14 protein-coding genes are annotated in these 19,436 nt (G+C 71.8%); 4 read left to right on the top strand and 10 right to left on the bottom strand.

From position 1 onward, the window contains the following. Positions 1–194 precede the first annotated feature (194 nt). The 4 genes from AC07GB_RS22485 to AC07GB_RS22470 form a co-directional block, all read right to left on the bottom strand. Positions 195–2,189, bottom strand: coding sequence for an ABC transporter ATP-binding protein (locus AC07GB_RS22485; RefSeq protein WP_478848085.1), 1,995 nt, complete (start codon positions 2,187–2,189; stop codon positions 195–197). A 204-nt stretch (positions 2,190–2,393) separates the two neighbouring features. Continuing rightward, the gene (locus tag AC07GB_RS22480; RefSeq protein ID WP_138962209.1) at positions 2,394–3,155 is read right to left on the bottom strand and encodes an NUDIX hydrolase; all 762 of its coding nucleotides are present in this window, start codon (positions 3,153–3,155) and stop codon (positions 2,394–2,396) included. Positions 3,156–3,274: 119 nt separating this feature from the next. Next, the gene (locus AC07GB_RS22475) at positions 3,275–5,233 is read right to left on the bottom strand and encodes a glycogen debranching N-terminal domain-containing protein (RefSeq protein WP_478848213.1); all 1,959 of its coding nucleotides are present in this window, start codon (positions 5,231–5,233) and stop codon (positions 3,275–3,277) included. A 366-nt stretch (positions 5,234–5,599) separates the two neighbouring features. Then, positions 5,600–7,429 carry a DUF4192 domain-containing protein gene (locus AC07GB_RS22470; RefSeq protein WP_478848083.1) on the bottom strand — a complete coding sequence of 610 codons (1,830 nt, stop codon included), beginning with the start codon at positions 7,427–7,429 and terminating at the stop codon, positions 5,600–5,602. A 133-nt stretch (positions 7,430–7,562) separates the two neighbouring features. Here AC07GB_RS22470 and AC07GB_RS22465 point away from each other — a divergent pair, with 133 nt between their 5' ends. Beyond that, positions 7,563–9,752, top strand: coding sequence for a RecQ family ATP-dependent DNA helicase (locus AC07GB_RS22465; protein ID WP_478848081.1), 2,190 nt, complete (start codon positions 7,563–7,565; stop codon positions 9,750–9,752). 218 nt (positions 9,753–9,970) lie between these two features. Beyond that, a complete protein-coding gene (locus AC07GB_RS22460) occupies positions 9,971–10,651 on the top strand; it encodes a hypothetical protein (protein WP_478848079.1) in 681 nt (226 codons plus the stop codon). A gap of 273 nt (positions 10,652–10,924) precedes the next feature. On the opposite strand, the gene AC07GB_RS22455 is transcribed toward AC07GB_RS22460, so the two are convergent. The 3 genes from AC07GB_RS22455 to AC07GB_RS22445 all read right to left on the bottom strand — a co-directional run bounded on the left by AC07GB_RS22455 (position 10,925) and on the right by AC07GB_RS22445 (position 13,259). Next, on the bottom strand, positions 10,925–11,590 hold the full coding sequence (locus tag AC07GB_RS22455; RefSeq protein WP_478848077.1) for a hypothetical protein: 666 nt from the start codon (positions 11,588–11,590) through the stop codon (positions 10,925–10,927). Positions 11,591–11,667: 77 nt separating this feature from the next. Further along, positions 11,668–12,369, bottom strand: a complete 702-nt coding sequence (locus AC07GB_RS22450; RefSeq protein WP_478848075.1) for a ribonuclease HII — start codon at positions 12,367–12,369, stop codon at positions 11,668–11,670. 275 nt (positions 12,370–12,644) lie between these two features. Beyond that, positions 12,645–13,259: a TetR/AcrR family transcriptional regulator gene (locus AC07GB_RS22445; protein WP_478848073.1), complete on the bottom strand. Its 615-nt coding sequence runs from the start codon at positions 13,257–13,259 to the stop codon at positions 12,645–12,647. 126 nt (positions 13,260–13,385) lie between these two features. Here AC07GB_RS22445 and AC07GB_RS22440 point away from each other — a divergent pair, with 126 nt between their 5' ends. Further along, on the top strand, positions 13,386–14,942 hold the full coding sequence (locus AC07GB_RS22440; RefSeq protein ID WP_478848071.1) for an MFS transporter: 1,557 nt from the start codon (positions 13,386–13,388) through the stop codon (positions 14,940–14,942). Between the two features lie 229 nt (positions 14,943–15,171). On the opposite strand, the gene AC07GB_RS22435 is transcribed toward AC07GB_RS22440, so the two are convergent. From AC07GB_RS22435 to abc-f, 3 genes are read right to left on the bottom strand one after another with little or no spacing between them, the layout of a single operon-like run. Continuing rightward, positions 15,172–16,077 carry an ADP-ribosylglycohydrolase family protein gene (locus AC07GB_RS22435; protein WP_478848069.1) on the bottom strand — a complete coding sequence of 302 codons (906 nt, stop codon included), beginning with the start codon at positions 16,075–16,077 and terminating at the stop codon, positions 15,172–15,174. Between the two features lie 12 nt (positions 16,078–16,089). Then, positions 16,090–16,749, bottom strand: a complete 660-nt coding sequence (locus AC07GB_RS22430; protein ID WP_478848067.1) for a histidine phosphatase family protein — start codon at positions 16,747–16,749, stop codon at positions 16,090–16,092. 34 nt (positions 16,750–16,783) lie between these two features. Beyond that, a complete protein-coding gene (abc-f, locus tag AC07GB_RS22425; protein WP_478848064.1) occupies positions 16,784–18,394 on the bottom strand; it encodes a ribosomal protection-like ABC-F family protein in 1,611 nt (536 codons plus the stop codon). Positions 18,395–18,851: 457 nt separating this feature from the next. Between abc-f and AC07GB_RS22420 the strand changes: the two genes are divergently transcribed. Next, a complete protein-coding gene (locus tag AC07GB_RS22420; RefSeq protein WP_478848062.1) occupies positions 18,852–19,415 on the top strand; it encodes a TetR/AcrR family transcriptional regulator in 564 nt (187 codons plus the stop codon). The last annotated feature ends 21 nt before the right edge of the window (positions 19,416–19,436 follow it).

Raw genomic sequence — 19,436 nt, 5'->3', positions numbered from 1 at the left:
AAAGCACACGAAAGGGTGATCGCTTACCTCGCTGCAATTGACGCCTTATCGGAAAGAAGTCGCTGCCCCGCGAAGACTTGCGCGCAACGCGGGCCCGAAACGCGGCAGACGCCCGCCAGAAGCCCGTTCACGGGCTCCGGAAAGCCCTCGGTAGCCAGGTCGCCTGGTGTGCGCCTCGAGGGCGACGTGGGCCGTCAGCGCGCCTGCCCGCGCACCGCCGTCAGCAGGTACGCCCCGAGCAGCGCGACGAGCGACAACGCCAGTGCGCTGCCTACGGGTTGAGCCACTACCCGCAGCCCTGCCACGACGTACCGCTCGGCGCCGAACGGCCACTCCACCAGCATCAGCTCACGCAGCCGACCCGGAAATCCAGCGGCCGATCGAACGGACGGCCCGTCCAACGCCTTCTGTACGAGTGGTACGACGACGATCGGCACGGCGAGCACCGCGGCGAGCCCGGCGGTGGTGGACCGGAAGACTCCGGCGGCCAGCACGCCGGCCCACGCACAGCCGATCATCAAGGAAATCCAACTGACGGTCGCCGAAAGCCAGTCCGGGGGAACTTCTGTGAGCTCGCCTCCGTATACCAGGTGGAGCAGCACGGCGTCGCACCCCACAGTGAGCCCGGCCAGCAGCAGCGCGGTGGCGGCGGCGACAGCGAGCTTCGCACCGAGGAGCCCCAGGCGCCGGGGCACCGTACCGCGATCCGCGGCGAGGGCGGGATGGCGGAACTCCTCACCGAAGGCGAGCGCGCCGAGCAGCCCGGCCCCCAGGGCGGCGGGCGGCAGGGGAAGTTCGCCGGGCCAGGCGGCGAGCAGGTACGGCTGCGGCGTGTGCCCGGTCCGCGCAAGGAACAGGCACAGGACCGCGGACAAGGCGATGACCGCGGACACCGTGAGATATCCGGTGCCGACACCGGCAGCGCGGCGCACCTCGTAGTGCAACGGCCGAAGGGGGCTCGGTGCGGCACGGATGGCGATGGGAGGGGGCAAGGGAGACAGCTGGGACTGTGGTGGGTTCCCCGTACTCGGGGCGGTGGTGGCGTCTGTGCCTGTCGCCGGGGTAGCGCCGCCGACGGCGGGCGGGCGCTCGGTCGCGTTGTCGCACGCGGGTGCCATGCCGTACGCGGACGCCCTGCCATAGGAGGGCGTGGAGGCGGCTTCCCTGAGCGACTCTCGCGGCTCGCCGGAGACGGGGGCGGAGCACGCGGATTCCTCCCGCGCCGCAAAGCCTCCTTGCGCGCCCGCGTCAGCCTCGCGCGCCGACCCGCGCCCCTGCTCCACCGGCGCCCGCCCCCGCGTGCCGATGGACGAGGGCCCCGCCTCCCCGACTTCATCAGCGAGTTGATGCACGAGGATGCCGTGGCGGAACGCGGTCTCCCCCACCTCCCCACACGTGCTCCCGTACACCGACAAGCGGCTGCCGTCCTCCTGCACCACCTCGACGGACCGGCGCAGCGAACGAGCCTCCTTGGCCAGCAAGGCGGCGAGACGCGCAGCATGCGGGCTGCGCACGGCGACCCGTGGCCTGAGCCGCGTGCGGGCGAACTCCGCCGCATCCTGATCGGCGGCGAGCCTCCCCGCATCCAGCGTGACGACCCGGTCGGCAGTCCGGGCGGCCTCCTTGGCATCGCCCGTGGTGAACAGGACGGTGCCGCCCCGCGTGGCGTGCGCCCGCAGGATGCCGTGCAGCCAGTCGCTCTCTCGGACGGAAAGGCTGTCAGTGGGCTCGTCCAGTACGAGCGCGTGCGGATCCGCGAGGAGCGCGCAGGCCAGTCCGAGGCGGCGGTCCATCCCGCGGGAGAGCGTGCCGAGGCGCTGCTCGCGCAGGCTCACGAGCCCCACCACTTCGAGTACGTCGTCGGCGCGTGTGGCAGGCGCGCCCACCGCGGCACACAGCATGCGCAGGTGGCCTCTCACCGTGCGTGCCGGATGACCGGGCACATCACCGAGCAGGACGCCCACCTCACGCGAGGGGTGCGGGACGCGGTGGAGGGGTCGCCCTCTGAAGTAGGTGATGCCGCGCCCCTGTTGAAGTTCGAGCATCAGCCTGAGAGTTGTTGTCTTACCTCCGCCCGAGGGGCTCAGAAGCGCGGTGACGCTGCCTGTGCTCGCTTGGAAGGAGACGTCGTCGACGGCGGGCGGGAGGTCCTTGCGGGGGGTGCTGGTCAGTCCGATGGCCTGGATCATCGCTTCTCTCGCAGGATGTGCGACCGCTCGCGGCCGGGGCGAGTCCGTCGGGTCGGGGACGGACGAACCCCTTGGGTACCGCAGCAAGATAACGCGACATTTCCGGCTTTTCGCTCAGGGCATGGCCTGCGGGTGTCACCCGGCCCTGCCGTGAGCAGCGACGCACCGAGCCGGACAGCGGGCAGCTGTCGAGGCCGGGCCAAATCAGACGTCGGGCCTCAACATCGGGGGGTTGAGGAGCGTTGCGCCTCCCGCCCGGAAGAGCTGGGCCGGGCGGCCGCCCTGGCGCGTCGTCGTCCCCCCTGTGGGCACGAGGAATCCAGGCGTGCCCGTCACCTTCCGGTGGAAGTTGCGTGGATCGAGGGCGACGCCCCACACCGCTTCGTACACGCGTCGCAGTTCGCCGACCGTGAACTCCGGTGGACAGAAAGCCGTGGCCAACGAGGAGTATTCGATCTTCGAACGGGCGCGCTCCACCCCATCCGACAGGATCTGCGCATGGTCGAAAGCCAGGGGCGCGGCCTGCTCCCCCTCCCTGCCGTACCCGCCCTGGTGGAGGAGGGCTTCGACCGGGGCCCAGCGCGCGCTGTGCGCGTCACCGCCGGGCCGGGGCGCCGGCAGGTCGGGCGCGAGCGCGAGGTGAGCGACGCTGACCACACGCATCCGCGGATCACGTTTCGGGTCGCCGTACGTAGCCAACTGCTCGAGGTGCGCACCATTGGCCTGAACCGGACTGTCCGGGTCGTGGGCGCAGAGCCCTGTCTCCTCCACCAGCTCGCGCGCCGCGGCACCCGAGAGGTCCTCGTCCGCCCGCACGAAGCCCCCCGGCAGCGCCCAACGCCCCTGGAACGGCGGCTCACCACGGCGCACGGCCAGGGCGCACAGGGCGTGGCGGCGCACGGTCAGCACGACCAGATCGACGGTGACAGCGAAGGGCGGGAAGGCCGACGGGTCGTAGGGCGACATGCCGCGATCATAGTCGTCTGCCTGACGATAAACACCTCCTACGCCATCTGCTTCCGGCCCCGCTCCCTGAGAGCCTCCCGCCCGGGCCGCCGCATCCATGACCCCGTCACTCAGCAATCTCACACCCCCAACTGCAGCCCGTCGGCTGCCTCCTCCACCAGGGCGAGGCCGAGCCTGCTGACCCGCACGGAGAAGGGGGCGCCCGACACGCGCAGCGCCGTCAGGCCCAGCTCTCCCAAGGGCGCGCTGCGGACCGGCCGGAGTGTCACCGTGCCCGCCGGAGCGTCCGGGCGGATCCCGGCCAGCACGGTCAGGAGCTGCACCCCGGCCGCGGCACTGACGGCTGCCGGGCGGCAGGCCGCGGGGTGGGGAAGCGGCACGCTCCCGGCCATCCGCTGCTCGCCGCCGTACATCTCCGGCAGCCGGAAGCCGAAGGCGGCAGCGGCGTCCAGCACTCCTCGCAGCAGCGCACCGGCTTCCTTCTCGTAGCCGGCCGCCGCCAGGCCCATGACAGCTGTGGCCGTCTCGTGGACCCGGACCGCTCCTCCACGGTGCCCGAAGGGGTTGTACGCCGGCTCCTTCGAGCCCAGGCTGCGCAGGCCCCAGCCCGAGTCCATGGCAGGCCCGCCCAGCAGTCGCGCGACCTGCTCGGTCTGTACCTTGTCGAGCAGGCCGGGGGCGACCTCGCCGGATCCGAGGAGTCCCGTGTCCAGGAGGTGGGCCGCGCCGCCGGTGAGATGCGGCACGGGCCTGCCACTGGCGTCGAGGGCCACAGCAGGCCTGCCGCCCGTCCGGTCCTCCACCCAGAACGCTCCCCGGAACCGGTTCCGCAACCGCTCCGCCCACTGCCGCAGCTCCGCGCCCCCCGTGCCCCTGAGTGCGTCGAGCAGGTCCGCTCCCAGCAGCGCCGCCCGGTGCGCGTGCGCTTGGATCTCGCAGCGCACCGGCCCGGAGGAGGAGGACGGGGAGCCCGGGTGGGTGTCCCGCACGAATTCCCCGTCCGCGGCGCCTTCGAGGAGCCAGCGCAGGCAGCGCTCCGCGGGGAGCAGCAGCTCCGTCACGTCGGCCTCCGGCATCCCCCACCGCCACGCCTCGGCGAGAAGGGCAGGGAACAGCAGGGTGGCCTCCACCCCCGTGCACCCGGGTGGCAAGTAAGGGCCGGTATCTCGCATCGGCCCCGGGATCATGCCCGCGCACGGCCCCGAGCGGGTGAGCTGGTCGCGGGCGAGCGCACGCAGCGTACTCTCCGCGAGCCGGGTGCCGAGCGGCAGCACCATCCTCGCGGCCGTGAGGGCCTCGGCGGGCGCGAGGCCGCACCGCCACGGGGCTCCGGCGGCCACGTAGAGGTCCGCGGGGTGGGCCGGGTCGCGCAGCAGCAGGGCTCTGAGGTCCGCCACCGACGTGTCCAGCAGGCGCTGGACCGTGGGGTCGTCCCCTGTCGCATGGGCCGAGGACAGTGGGCTGGTCACTCCGTGCCCAACCGGCCTCATAGGGCCCGCACCGTGCGGCCGTACGCGCAGCTCCACGCTCTGGCTGCCTCCCGGTGGCAGGTGCACCTCCCAGCGCAGCAGCCCCGCGGAGGCCAGCGAGTCCTTGGGTGCCGGGACGGCCGTGACCACGCAGTGGCCCTCTCCGGAGGACCAGCGCATGCCTGAGTCGTGGACGCTGGCGGGCAGTTCGGGCCCGGCCCGGCCGGACGCGACCGCGCCGAGCTCCGCCAGGTCCGTGCCCAGCGACACCTCGACCGGCAGCCTCAGGGGGCGGCTGGCCGAGCTGTGCAGCGTGATCCGCTCGGTGCCATCGGCGTGTCGGGTCCGCTCCACTACGACGTCCGGGTCCGGCCCTCCGTCCGCCGACGGGAGGAGGGCCGCCACGAAGCGGGCGCTGTCCGCCGAGAGCATCCGCGCCTGCACCGCGATCGGCTCGCGCCCGGCCACGCGTACCTGGCAGCGGGACAGCATACGACGGCCGGCGCGGTAGAACCCTTCCAGTCCCCGCCCGTTCAGCTGGCCCTGGTCCGTGGAGACGGCGAGGGCGGGGAGAGCGACACAGACCAGCGCGTCGTGCACGGGCGGCAGCGCGGCCAGGCGTCGTGGCCCGGGTCCGGCCGCGTGGCCACTGGGTGGGCGCCTGGGAGCCGGAGCGGGCGCCCGGAAGGCGTGCGGCTCGGGGCTGTCGCTTCTCTCGGGCCGGGGGGAGACAGGAGACGAGGCGGGAACGGACATGGGGTAGCCACTTCTGCGTTCTCTGCGCTACGGAGACTCGGTCACGGAACAGCGTCACGACCAGGACGCGAATACCGCCACTCAGGTGAACGGCACGGGGCCGCCCCAAGTCACGCATGTGTTCCAGGAAGCCGCCCATCCGGCGGTGCGCTCCCCTGGCGACCCGCACCGCACGCGCCAGGACCGAGCGCTTCCGGCGAGGCCCGGCCGTCGATGTGATCACCGGTCGTGCCTTGCGCCTCGTCGGATCGTGTCCCGCCGGTTCCTCGGCCCAGTCCCCGCGCCGCCGACGGGCCGGGGGCCTGACCCGGCAGTGCGGGGTGGGCGCCGGCGCCCGCGGGGAGTCGCCCTCACGCCCAGGCCGGCCCCTGCTGGATCGAGGGTGTCCGGGCTGTCCGGGCCGTCTGGGAGATCCGGGAGATCCGGTGAGCTGCCGGACGACGTGGCTTCTGGCGTCCCGGGGGTCTCCTGTCCATCGGTCCTGTCAGCCTTCTCGGCCTTCTTGTTCTTCCCGCTCTTGCTCTTCTCGCCCTTCTCGCTCTTCTCGCCCTTCTCGGTCTTACCGGTCTTCTCGACACTTCCGATGTTCACTACGTTGCCGATCTCCTCGTGATTGCTCGTCGGCTCGGGGGCATCCGCTCCAGCGCTCTTGTCTCCTTCGGCCACGGCGTCCGTTGCCTGGTGTGCCTCAGGGTTCCTGACTGCGTTCACCTCAGCCCTCCCGGATCCGTTGGGCTCAGCACTCTCGGCTCCGCCAACCGTCGCGGCTGCTCCGGCGTGCTCCCGAACGCCGGGCCGGGCCGGGCTCCGGCCCTGTGCCGCCGCGTCCCGCTGCGAGCGCTCGCCGCGCAGAATGCGGCGGATCGGCTCGGGGTCGTCGTCCGCGCTGCACGCCGGGTGGAGGAGCAGGGCGAAGGCGTAGTGCGGGTCGGCGGTCAAGGCCATGGTGAGCGCTTCCTGTCCCTCAGCGAGGTCGCCGAGGGACCAGGCCACCCAGCCTGCGAGGGTCAGGGGCGCGGCGGCGTGTTCTCGGTACTCCCGGACGCAGCGCCGGGCCAGGGCGCGCCAGAGCCTGAGGGCCGGGGCGGCTTCGTCTCCCTCCATCCATTCGGCCGCGCGATCGCGGGTCGTGCGGTCCTGGAGGCCGAGGATCAATGTGGCGGCCTCGCCGTGGCCGATCAGCTCGTCGTCGTAGACATCGGCTTCGAGCGTGTCGGCGATGGGAGGCGCGGCGGCCAGTCGCCCCATGACGCGGCGGGCCAGATCGAGGGTTTCGGCGGCGACTTCGGCGTGGCCGCCCTCGTCGAGGAGCCTGGGGACGAATGCGCAGGCCGTGTCATGCAACACGCGTGCCTGATCGCTCGCGGCGGCGGTCCGCCAGGGGGCGAGCCGAGCCCGGATGCGGCCCTGCGCGGGACCGATCTGGAAGCCCGCGTACACGGTGGCGGCAGCCATCACCGAGGTGCCCGCCGGGAGCAAGGGGGTGCCTTCGGCAGGACAGCAGCGCTGGTCCGGGCAGCAGTACGTCCAGAAGCGGCCGTCCGAGATGCACACGACTTCGAGGACGGGGACGTCGAGGTCGCCGCACTCCGTCCGGAGTGCCTGGGCCAGCGGCCTGAGGCGCTCCATGACCTGGTGGCCGGAAGCGTCCCCCGCGAACGCTTCCGGCTCCTGGCAGAGGAAGGCGACGACTCCGTCCGGCTTGGCCTCGCGCCGCTCGCATCCGCTCACGAGGCACTGGGCCAGTTGCTCGGCGACGGGCGGCCAGTCCTCGGGGCGTTCCGGGATCCCGAGGCGCACCCGTCCGCCGAAGCGGCCTCGCGGTCCGTGCAGGGCGACGAGGACGACACTGTTCTCGGGCTGGAAGCCGAGCAAGTACGGCAAGGCGTCGGCCAGTTCGGCGGGGGTGCGGAGGGTGACGACGGTCTCGTCGATCAGGTCGGCCGACTCGTCGATCGCGTCCGTTGATCCGTCGATCGCGTCCGTTGGTCCGTCGATCGCGTCGGTTGATCCGTCGATCGGGTCGGCTGGTTCGCTGTGATTCGTCATGTGCCGACTCTGCACCGGAATACATTCCTCCGGTTATGCCTGTGGATAACCCTGAGCAGGGCCACGCCAAGAGTTATCCACAGTCTGGCGGCCTCGTTCGCCGGATGTCGGACCCATCGGGTTGCATGGGGGCATGAGCAACGAAGACCTGCGCACGGCAGCCGACGCCGTCCTCGCCCGCCTCGTCGGCGGCCCCTCCCCCGCGTCCGACGGGACACGGCCCTCGGACGGCCCGCGTCTGCGCGAGGACCAGTGGAGAGCCATCGAGGCACTGGTCGCGGACAAGCGCCGCGCGCTCGTCGTGCAGCGCACCGGCTGGGGCAAGTCGGCGGTGTACTTCGTCGCGACCGCGCTGCTGCGGGAGCGCGGCAGCGGTCCGACCGTGATCGTCTCTCCCCTGCTCGCGCTCATGCGGAACCAGGTCGAGTCGGCGGCACGGGCAGGCATCCGCGCCCGCACGATCAACTCGTCGAACACCGAGGAGTGGGAGACCATCCAGGCCGAGGTCGCCGCGGGCGATGTCGACGTGCTGCTCGTGAGCCCGGAGCGGCTCAACAACCCGGAGTTCCGCGACCAGGTCCTGCCCAAGCTCGCCGCGGCGACCGGCCTGCTGGTCGTCGACGAGGCCCACTGCATCTCCGACTGGGGCCACGACTTCCGACCCGACTACCGCCGGCTGCGCACCATGCTGGCCGACCTCCCGCCCGGCGTCCCGGTCCTGGCCACGACAGCGACGGCCAACGCGCGCGTGACCGCGGACGTCGCCGACCAGCTCGGCACCGGCGGCGGCTCCGACGCCCTCGTCCTGAGAGGACCGCTCGACCGGGAGAGCCTGAGCCTCGGCGTGCTCCAACTGCCGAACGCGGCGCACCGTCTGGCCTGGCTCGCGGACCACCTCGACGACCTGCCGGGCTCCGGGATCATCTATACCCTCACGGTCGCCGCCGCCGAGGAGGTCACCGCCTACCTCCGTCAGCGCGGCCACGTCGTCACCTCGTACACCGGCAAGACGGAGAACGCGGAGCGGCAGCAGGCGGAGGAGGACCTCCTCGCCAACCGCGTGAAGGCCCTGGTCGCCACCTCCGCGCTCGGGATGGGCTTCGACAAGCCCGACCTGGGCTTCGTCATCCATCTCGGCTCCCCCTCCTCGCCAATCGCCTACTACCAGCAGGCGGGGCGCGCGGGACGCGGTGTCGACCACGCTGAGGTGCTCCTCCTGCCCGGCCAGGAGGACACGGCGATCTGGAACTACTTCGCTTCCCTGGCCTTCCCGCCCGAGGAGCAGGTGCGCCGCACCCTGGATGTCCTCGCGCAAGCCGACCGCCCACTGTCGCTGCCCGCCTTGGAGCCGCTGGTCGAGCTGCGCAGATCACGCTTGGAGACGATGCTCAAGGTCCTCGACGTCGACGGCGCGGTCCGACGGGTGCAGGGCGGCTGGATCGCCACGGGTACGCCTTGGACGTACGACACCGAGCGCTACGCCTGGGTCGCGAAGCAGCGGCAGGCCGAGCAGCAGGCCATGCGCGAGTACGCCACGACGACGTCCTGTCGCATGGAGTTCCTGCGCCGCCAGCTGGACGACGAGGAGGCCGCGCCGTGCGGCCGCTGTGACAACTGCGCGGGGGGCCGCTTCGACGAAGCCGTCTCTTCCACGGCCCTGGATTCGGCACGCGGCGAGCTGGCCCGGCCCGGCGTGGAGGTCGAGCCCCGCAAGATGTGGCCCACCGGGCTCGCGGCCGTGGGCATGACCCTCAAGGGCCGCATCCCCGCTGGTGAACAGGCCTCTCCGGGCCGAGCCCTGGGACGTCTGTCGGACATCGGCTGGGGCAACCGCCTCCGGCCGATGCTCGCCCCGCAGGCCCAGGACGGTCCGGTGCCGGACGACGTCGCCAAGGCCGTGGTGGACGTCCTGGCCGACTGGGCCAAGGGCCCGGGCGGCTGGGCGTCGGGCGCCCCCGACGCCGGGGCCCGGCCGGTGGGCGTGGTGACGATGCCCTCCCGCTCGAAACCGCGACTGATCCAATCGCTCGGGGCACGGATCGCGGAGGTCGGCCGCCTTCCGCTGATCGGTTCGCTGGAGTACGCCGACGAGGCCGCGGAGGTACGCGTGCCGAGGAGCAACAGCGCCCAGCGACTACGCGCCCTGGACGGCTCCCTGGTCGTACCGCCCGCACTGGCCGCGGCGCTCCAGGAGGCGGACGGCCCCGTCCTCCTCGTGGACGACGCGACAGAGACGGGCTGGACGCTCGCGGTGTCCGCGCGGATGCTCCGACGGGCAGGGGCGAAGGGGGTGTTGCCGCTGGTCCTGGCTGTGCAGGGGTGACGTCCGCATTACCGTGCGGGGCGCTGGGCAGGGATATGCAAGACGTATTAGCGGATACTGGTCAGGCGGCTTCAATTGCTCGTTGCCGCAAGCCAGTGCGACGGGAAGAATTGGTACCGCTCCCGCGTGACTCCCTGTGGTCCGGTAGGGCTGTGTCGCGGTGCGCTCCCCCAGTCCGACCCCGCCCTCCTTAGGGGCGCGTAGCCGAAGGGAGGACCGTGACCTTCGGATTCGCTCCGTCCGATGCGGCGTCGGCATCGGACGCCCCGGCCACTGCCGCGATGATCGACGCCGGTCAGCAACCGACCCGGCTGCTCGAGCCGTCAGAGTGGTCAGCCGCCGAGATCCCCCTGCTCCGGAATCCGCGCGAGGTCGTGAGCGGACTGCACGCCCGGCACCGGCCCACCCCGGCCACCGCGATCGTGGCCGTGCTCGATCCGGAGGAGCGGGTCAGAGCTTCCGCCTCGTTCGCTCGCCGGGCGAGCGCGGTGGACGGGTGGGTGTTCCGTAACGCGCTGCTCGCCCAGTTGCGCCGAGTCATCCCCCACGACTTGCGCCGCCGCACCCCGGTGCGCACCGCCGTGCTGCTCTACTGCCGTGACGGAGAGGGGCGTTGGACGCAGGAGGACGGCGCGTGGATGTGGGGGCTGCGGGACGCCTGTACGCTGCACGGCCTGCGGTGCGGGGCGTACATCACGCTGACCCGGGAGGGTTGGCAGGTCCTCGGCGAGGGCCGCGGCGGGCGTAGGCCGAGCGCCGAGTCGCCGCCTGAGAATCTCGCCGGTGCCCCCGGTACCCCGGATGCCGCCGGAGCTGGCGGCACCGCGGCCGGCGATCCGCGTCAGCTGCGGACCGGAGGAGCGGCGTCCGAGATGTCACGGCGCGTGGCAGCTCGATAGACGCGGGGACGCGCAGCGCGGCGGGCCCGGGACGCACAGGGCGATAGGCCCTGCGGGCGCGTGGCGGCACGACGATGCCCTGCCCTGGGCAAGTCAGCCGCACACCATGTCCTGGCGCACCATGCCCTGCCTCCAGTGCCATGTCGCGCGGCCCTGAGGTCGGTACGCGTCAGTACACCGCCAGGAGGGCACGGGCGAGCGCGGCCCGGCGCCCCTGACTGGGGCGGCCCCGGGCCGCGGCGCGCGCACCGGCTCGCGTGCCGGGCGGGAGCGTCAGGCGCTCGCGCCCAGCATGGCGTTGATGCGCTGCGGGTCACCACAGACGATCAGCAGGGCGCCGGTCCGGCTGAGCGCCACGGGCAGGGCCGCGACCGCGCTCTCCTCGCTGCCGCCGTTCAGCGCGACGACGACCGCGGGGCGGGCCGCAGCGCGGGACAGGGCGGCGGCATCGGCGTAGAAGACGTCGTCACCCGCGTCGTGCTGGGCCCAGTAGGCGTCCTCGCCGAAGGACAGCTCGTGCGCGGCCCACGGGTGGGGCTCGCCGGTGGTGACCACCAGGACCTCACCGGGGGCGCGACCCGAGTCCAGCAGCAGGTCGACGGCTTCCTCGGCGGCGTCGAGGGCGCCGTCGGCGGAGGCCGGGATCAGCTGGATCTGCGGAGCCGCGGCGCCGTCGGCCGAGGCTTCGGGGACAGCCGGAGCGACGGGCTCCGGCTTGACGGCCGGGGCCTGCGGCCCTGGCTTGACGGCCGGCTCGCGCGTCGCGCGCTGCGCGGGCGGCATCGGCCGCGCGGGGCCGGGGCGGCCGGGACGCGACGGAGCCGCGGGACGCGGACCGGGTACGGGGCGGGGGGTCGGCGCGGTGCGGCTGTTGGCCGAAGCGGCGCGGGGACCCTGGGCACTCTCGTGAATCTGAGGCTCCTCGGGAATGAGAGGCATGCGTTGTTGTCTATCAAACGCCGATGCGACACGCGTCGGCGGGTGGCACATGAGTGCGACCGGAACTGCGGAAAACATCAGAAGTCAAAGCCGAGCTGGCCCTGGATTTCCGGAACGTTTCCCTCCGCCCAGCTGCGGGCTTTCTTGAGGTGCCGCCACTGGGGCAGCGCATCAAGATACGCCCACGAAAGCCGGTGGTACGGGGTGGGTCCCCGTTCCGCCAGCGCGGCCTTGTGGACCGGCGACGGATACCCGGCGTTGGCCGCAAAACCGAAGTCTGCATGTTCGATGCCCAGTTCGGCCATCATTTTGTCGCGCTGAACCTTGGCGATCACCGACGCCGCCGCGACGGCCACGCAGGACTGGTCGCCCTTGATGACCGTACGGACCCGCCACGGAGTCCCGAGGTAGTCGTGCTTCCCGTCGAGAATGACCGCGTCCGGTCGGACCGGCAGGGCTTCGAGGGCGCGGACCGCGGCGAGCCGCAGCGCTGCCGTCATGCCCAGGTCGTCGATCTCCTCGGGCGAGGAATGCCCCAGAGCGTGTGCGGTGACCCAGCCCGTCAGTTCCTGAGCGAGTTCGGCCCGCCGCTTGGGGCTGATCAACTTGGAGTCGGTGAGCCCCGCGGGTGGCCTGCGCAGTCCCGTGACCGCCGCACAGACGGTGACCGGGCCCGCCCACGCTCCGCGTCCGACCTCGTCGACACCGGCGACGATCTTCGCTCCGGTGGTGGCGCGCAGGGAGCGCTCGACGGTGTGGGTGGGTGCTTCGTACGGCATGGCGCCTGACAGCGTACGCCGCCGATGACCACTCGCGACACCCCGGTCTGCCGTACCTCCGGCCGGTTCGCGCCACACCGTGCGCGAGCACTCGCGTCATACCGTGCGGGGGTGCCGGCGTCCCACCGTGCGAGGTGCCGTACGGCCGCCCTTTCCGGGCGGTCGCATTCCGCATTCTTCGCGCCTTACGGAACGACCCCGGCGCGCTTCGCTGCGGCCTCGGCGCGCTTCGCCGCTGCCGCGGCGCGGGGCGCTGGCGCCGCTCACGGGGAGCCCTACGGGCGGAGCAACGGGATCATGACCTGGTCGATGAGCTCCGTGAATTCCTCATCGGGCCATTCGCTCCCGCACACCTTTGATCGGTACATCATCATCGCCGGAACCACATCGCAGACACTCTTGTCCGTCGCTCCGGAACGGACCTCTCCGCGCTCGATTCCACGCCGCATGACCTGCCGGATGAGTTCCACACTTGGCTCGATCACACCCTCGACGATCACGCCATGGAAGCGCTCTGCGGTTGCCGTGTCACACTCGTGAAGGACCGCAAGCAAGGCGTAACCGGGGCGTGAGGTCATGGTCGCGCGCATCTGGCGGCACAGCTGCAACAGGTCTTCCCGAACGCTGCCGCAGTCCGGCACCTCGTCGAGCTTGGGCAGTCCGGCTTGCAGGGCGTGGATGACGAGGTCCTCCTTGGACGGCCAGCGGCGGTACACCGCGGCCTTGCCCGTCTGGGCGCCCGCGGCCACGCCTTCCATCGTGAGGCCGTTCCAGCCGACCGTACTGAGCTGCTCCAGCGCGGAATCGAGAATCGCGCGCTCCAGCACAGGCCCCCGGCGGCGCGAGGAGACCACCTGAGCGGAAGCGGTCTTCCAACGCGAAGTAGGCATCTACAACTCTCCATTGAGATTCGAGGCAGTCCCCAGTGAACGGTTGCGTTCACTCTCCGGGGTTCACTACCGTGGGTCGCGGCAGTGAACGGATGCGTTCACTAACCCACTTGCGGGGGTCTCATCGTGACAACCTCTCAGTTAAGGCAAGATCAAAAGCCCGGGGCCGCCCGCCGGGAGGGGCATCCCGGCGTCGCCCTCACCATCATCGCCGCCTGCCAACTCATGGTGGTCCTGGACGCGACGATTGTGAACATCGCGCTTCCGCACATCCAGGACGCGCTGGAGTTCTCGACGACGGACCTCACCTGGGTCGTCAGTGCGTACACCCTCACGTTCGGCGGCCTACTGCTGCTCGGCGGTCGCGCCGGTGACATCCTCGGTCGCCGCAGGGTCTTCATGGCAGGCATCCTGCTGTTCACGCTCGCCTCGCTCCTCGGCGGATTCGCCCAGGAGCCGTGGCAGCTCCTTGCGGCACGCGCCCTGCAAGGCGTCGGTGGCGCGATCGCGTCGCCCACCTCCCTCGCGCTGATCACGACGACGTTCCCCGAAGGCCCGGCGCGGAACCGCGCGTTCGGTGTCTTCGCCGCCGTCTCCGCGGGTGGCGGCGCCATCGGACTGCTGGCGGGCGGCATGCTCACCGAGTGGCTCGACTGGCGCTGGGTGCTGTTCGTGAACGTCCCCATCGGCGTTCTGATCGCCTTCCTGACCCCCCTCTACATCAGCGAGTCCGAGCGCCACCCGGGCCGCTTCGACTTCGTCGGCGCCCTGACCTCCACCGCCGGCATGGCCTCCTTGGTCTACGGCTTCATCAGGGCCTCCGAGGACGGCTGGCGCGACGGCCTCACGCTCGGCTCGTTCGGGGCAGCGGTCGTTCTGCTCCTCGCGTTCGTCCTCATCGAGAGCCGCGCCAAGGAACCGATCACTCCGCTCAGGATGTTCGCCGACCGCAACCGGTCGGGCACCTACGTGATCATGCTGAGTCTGGCCGCGGCGATGTTCGGCATGTTCTTTTTCATCGTGCTCTTCGTCCAGAACGTCCTGGACTACACACCCATCGAGGCGGGCCTGGCCTTCTTGCCCGTCACGGTCGCGATCGTGATCGGCGCGGGGCTCTCGCAGCGGTTGCTGCCGGTGCTCGGACCCAAGCCCTTCATGGTGACCGGCTCGTCGATCGTCGCGCTGGGGCTCGGCTGGCAGACGTTCATCACCCCGGACAGTTCGTACCTCAGTGGGGTGCTCGGCCCGATGCTGCTGTTCGGCTTCGGCATGGGGCTGAACTTCGTGACACTGACGCTGACAGCGGTCTCCGGAGTCGCCGTGCACGAGGCGGGTGCCGCGTCGGGCCTGCTCAACGCGACCCAGCAGGTGGGCGGTTCGCTCGGCCTCTCCATCCTGACCACGGTCTTCGGTACGGCGAGCAGGGACGAGGCCAAGGAGCAGATCCCGGACTTCCTCGCGAAGGCCTCACCGGAGCAGAAGGCCGCCTTCGCCAAGTCCGGCGAGCTTCCGGCGCCGTGGGGCCACGAGGTGCTGTCCAAGGGCATCTCGACGGCCTTCCTTCCGGCCGTCGCCATGGCCGTGCTCGCGCTCGTGACCGCCTTGGTGGTCATCCGGGTACGCAAGAGCGACCTGGACGCGCTCGCGGGTACGGCGAGCGCGGCGGGCCCCTCCGAGGGCTGAAGCCATCCGCAAGTACCGGGCCCTCCGCTACGGCCAGGCGGACGGCCCGGGCCGACCCGGGTCGGCCGGGCCCAACGCAGGAACCACCTGTTCCACTGGCGGAGCAGTCACGCGCCGGGCCCTGCACCCGGCTCAGCCGCACGGATGGCCACACGGCGCCCCACGGCCCTGGCCAGGGAACCTTCCAGGCCTGGCCACCATCCCACCCCGGCCTCGCGCGCGGCCTCGGTCACTCGGCCTTGGTCGGCACCCACTCGGGCAGCGCCTCTGTCCGCTCAAGCCACAGCGCCGGCGGCTGCCCACCGGCGGCTGCCACGACTCCACCGACGATGGCACAGGTGGTGTCCATGTCGCCGCCCACGGCCACGGTGGCCCAGAACGCCCGCTCGTAGTCGTCCAGCGCACGGGCCGCCGACCACAGGGCGAAGGGCACCGTGTCATGAGCGGTCGTCCGGCGCCCGCAGCCGAGGACGGCGGCGACCGTCCCGGCGTCGTCGTAGTCGAGCATGTCCCGGGCTCGTCGAAGGCCTGCGCCGACGGCGCTGCGGGGCACCAGGGCGATGACGCCGTCGAGGAGCGCCTTGGAGGTCGGCGGCCCCTCCGGAGCGGCCGCCAGCGCTGCCGCGGCGGCGACCGCCATGGCCCCGACGACGGCCTCCCGGTGCTGGTGGGTCGTGTAGGCCGAGATCTCCGCCTGGTGCGTGGCCTGCTCCGGGTCGGTGGCGTACCAGGCACCGAGCGGCGCGATCCGCATGGACGCGCCGTTGCCCCAGGAGCCCTGTCCCTTGAACAGGGCGGAGGCCAGCTCACGCCAGTCCCCGCCGCTCCGGACCTGGTCGAGGAGGCGGTTGACGGCCGGGCCGTACCCCCGGTCGACGTCCTGGTGCTCGGCGAAGGAGCGGGCCAGCGCGTCCTGGTCGATGCGGCCGTGCGTGGCGAGGACGGCCAGCACGGAGCACGCCATCTCGGTGTCGTCGGTCCAGAGCCAGGGGCCGTCCGGCAGCTGGCGCCGCTTGAGCAGGGGGTAGTGCGCGGGCGTGAAGAACTGGGAGCCCAGCGCGTCCCCCACGGCCAGGCCGCGCAGACTCGCCAGAGCGCGGTCAAGGCGCCGGTCGGGAGAGAGGTCAGCGGTCATCGCCTTGTCACTCTATCCGGTGATGCCGTACGGCTCCGGCTCACGCCAGCGCTCGAACGGTCGGTCGAGTGTGTACTTGCCGTTCCCTCCGAGCAGCAGCATCCGTGTCTCGCCGTTGCCCGGGTTGGACAGCGATTCGAAGTCGGCCACCGTCCAGTGGAACCAGCGCATGCAGAACAGGCGCATGGTCAGCCCGTGGGTGACGAGCAGGACGTTCGGCGGATGGTCGGGGGCTTCGAAGCTGCGGTAGAGGCTCTCCAGGAAGGATCCGACCCGGTCGTAGACATCGGCTCCCGACTCTCCTTGGGCGAAGCGGTAGAAGAAGTGGCCGTAGGCGTCGCGGTAGGCCTTCTGCAGCCGGACGTCGTCGCGGTCCTGCCAGTTTCCCCAGTCCTGCTCCCGGAGCCGGGGCTCCTCCCGTACGCGCACCTGCTGTGGCTCGAGGTGGAAGGCCCGGAAGGTCTCGTGGGTGCGGCGGTACGGCGAGACGTACACGCTGACCCGCTCCTGGCCGAAGAGCTCCCGTAGTCCCTTCCCGGTCTCCTCCGCCTGGCTCCACCCCGTGTCGGTCAGGGCGAGCGCGTGGTCAGGCTCGCGCTCGTACACGGTGTCGTCGGCGTTTCCTGCCGACTCGCCGTGCCGGACGAGGACGATGCGCCGCGGTCTTGCCATGGGTCGACCCTAGATCGGTCGCCCCTGGCATGGGTCAGCCGGGTAGCCGGCCGGACTCCATCCGGCGTATTCGGCCGGTGAAACGACGTCGGAGGAGGCGGTCGTGCGAGACGACCACGAGGGCGCCGGTCCACTGGTCGAGGGCCTGCTCCAGCTCTTCGACCAGGGTGAGGGCCAGATGGTTGGCCGGTTCGTCGAGCAGGAGGAGGTCGGCGGGGCGGGCGAGCAGCCGCGCGAGGGCGAGCCTGCGGCGCTGTCCGGCGGAGAGCGATCCCACAGGGACGTGGAGGTCGCGGGACCGGAACAGGCCGTAGGAGAGCAGCAGTTCGGCTTGCTCCTCCTCGGTGAGCGGCAGGCCTCTGCCGAACGTCTCGAGCACGCGCTCGGCGGGGCGGCGTACCGGGATCTCCTGCGCGAGGTAGCCGACGCGGCCTCGGCGGACGACCGTGCCCTCGTCCGGTTCGAGTACGCCTGCCATGGTGCGCAGGAGCGTGGATTTCCCCGCGCCGTTGCCCCCGTGGATGAGCAGGCGCTCGCCTGCGGGGATCGTGAGCTGCGGCACGTGGAGGCGGTTTCCGACGCGCACGTCCCGCAGCGTCACCAGAGGCCCTTCGACCGCTCCGGCCGTGGGACGCGCGGTGAACCGCAAGGGCTCCGGCGGCTTGGGCACGGGGTGCTCGCGCAGACGCCGGAGCCGCTCCTGGGCGTTGCGGACGCGGCCCGCGACAGATGCTTGTACCCGGCCTCCGGCCCGGTCGTACGCCATTTTGTTGTTGTCCTTCATGGCGCGGCCGCCGCCCACGGCGTGTGCCGTGGTCGCCGTGAACTCTTCGAGGCGCCGTGCTTCCTCGCACCACTCGGCGTACGCCTGCTCCCAGCGCTGCCGGGCGGCCGCGCGCTCGGCGAGCAGGCCTCGATAGCCGTCCCCATAGCGCACGACGGCGTGGCGGGCCTCGTCCACTTCGAGGATCGCGGTGGCGACGCGCTCCAGGAACGTGCGGTCGTGCGAGACCGCGACGACCGTGCCTCGGTGCGCGAGCAGGGCTGTCTCCAACCAGTCAAGGGCGCCTTCGTCGAGGTGGTTGGTGGGCTCGTCCAGGAACATCACCTCGGGGGCCGCCGCGATCAAGCAGGCCAGGCCGAGCCTCGCCTGCTCACCACCGGAGAGGCTGCTCAGAGGACGGTCGCGGTCGATGTGGGCGAGCCCGAGCCCGTGCATCGCCTTGTCGACACGTGCGTCGGCCTCATAGCCACCGCGCAGTTCGAAGGTGGTGAGCAGGTCGCCGTACTCCTCGAGGGCCGTGTCGGATGCCGCTGCGAGGTCCGCTTCGAGGTCGCGCAGGCGCCGCTCCACGGAGCGCAGGTCGGCCAGAGCGGCGTCGATCGCGTCGGCGACGCTGTGGTCGGCGGGCAGCTGGGGCGTCTGCGTCAGAAGCCCGGCGCCTCCCTCGGCGACTGTCACCACCTCGCCGTCGTCGGGACGCGTGCGCCCCGCGAGGAGGTGCAGGAGGGTGGACTTGCCCGCGCCGTTCTCCCCGACGACCCCCACGCGCTCCCCGGGGCGCACGGTGAAGGAGACATCGTCGAACAGCAGCCGGTCACCCCTGGCCTTGGTCACGCCACGCATCGAGATCTGAGTAGGCATAAGCACCCCCGCTTTCGCACACCTTGCATCCACCCGCCGACAAGCAAACGCAACCCTTGTCGCATTACGATGAGTGTGGCACGGCCGACTCGCTAATGCAACAGGAGTAGTGATTGGATGTGCATCCGTGGAGCCGAGTAGGGGGAGAGCGATGACGGACGAGGGCGTTCCCGCAGTTCAGGGCCGCGAGGCCGACCGCACGAACAAGTCCGGGCGGTCCGGCGAGGTCGGTCGAGCCGACTCAGCCACCGGGCAGGAAAGCCGAGGCGCCGCGCGCCCGCCACGCGCAGGACGGCACGCGGGCCGGACCCCGGCAGACGCCCCTGCTCCCCAGCCGGGGGGGACCGGCACAGACGCCGTCGGCCCGGACGTCACCGCGCCCGCACCCCCCGCGAACCCGCGCCCCGCCCCAGGCACCAGCCGCCCCGGCGGACGCACCGCCCGTACCCGCGCGGCCGTGCGCGACGCGGTGCTGAGCGGCCTGGGCGACCATGGCTATCCCGGCCTCACCATCGAGTACGTGGCCGAGCACTCCGGCGTCCACAAGACGACGCTCTACCGGCGCTGGGGCGGCCTGGAGGGGCTCGTGGCCGACGCCCTGGACATGGCGGGCGAGGACGCCTGGACGCCGCCGGACACCGGCACGCTGGAGGGTGACCTGCGCGCGCTCGCGCACGAGGTCGTGGACGCGTTCGACGACCCGGCGAAGGCCGCCGCGCCGACCGCGTTCATCGCCGCCGCGTTCCAGTCCCCGCGCGCGGCCGATGCCCTGCGCGCCTTCTACGCCGAACGGTTCACGCGCTGCGAGGCCGTGGTCGCGCGTGCGGTGGCGCGAGGTGAGGCGTCTGCGGATACCGATGCCGCGGCGCTCGTCCGGGCCGTGTCGGCGCCACTCATGCTGCGGCTCTTCGTCACCCGGGAGCCCATCGACGCCGCCCTGGCCGATCAGTCGGCGGCCGTCGCCCTGGCCGCCACGCGCGCGGGAGCTTTCGAGCGGCCCAGCACCGCGCAAAACCGCTGACGCATGGCCGCCACACGCGCG

It is taken from the genome of Streptomyces sp. NPDC045778 (assembly GCF_056431945.1).
This window is presented reverse-complemented; position numbering and strand designations above follow the sequence as displayed.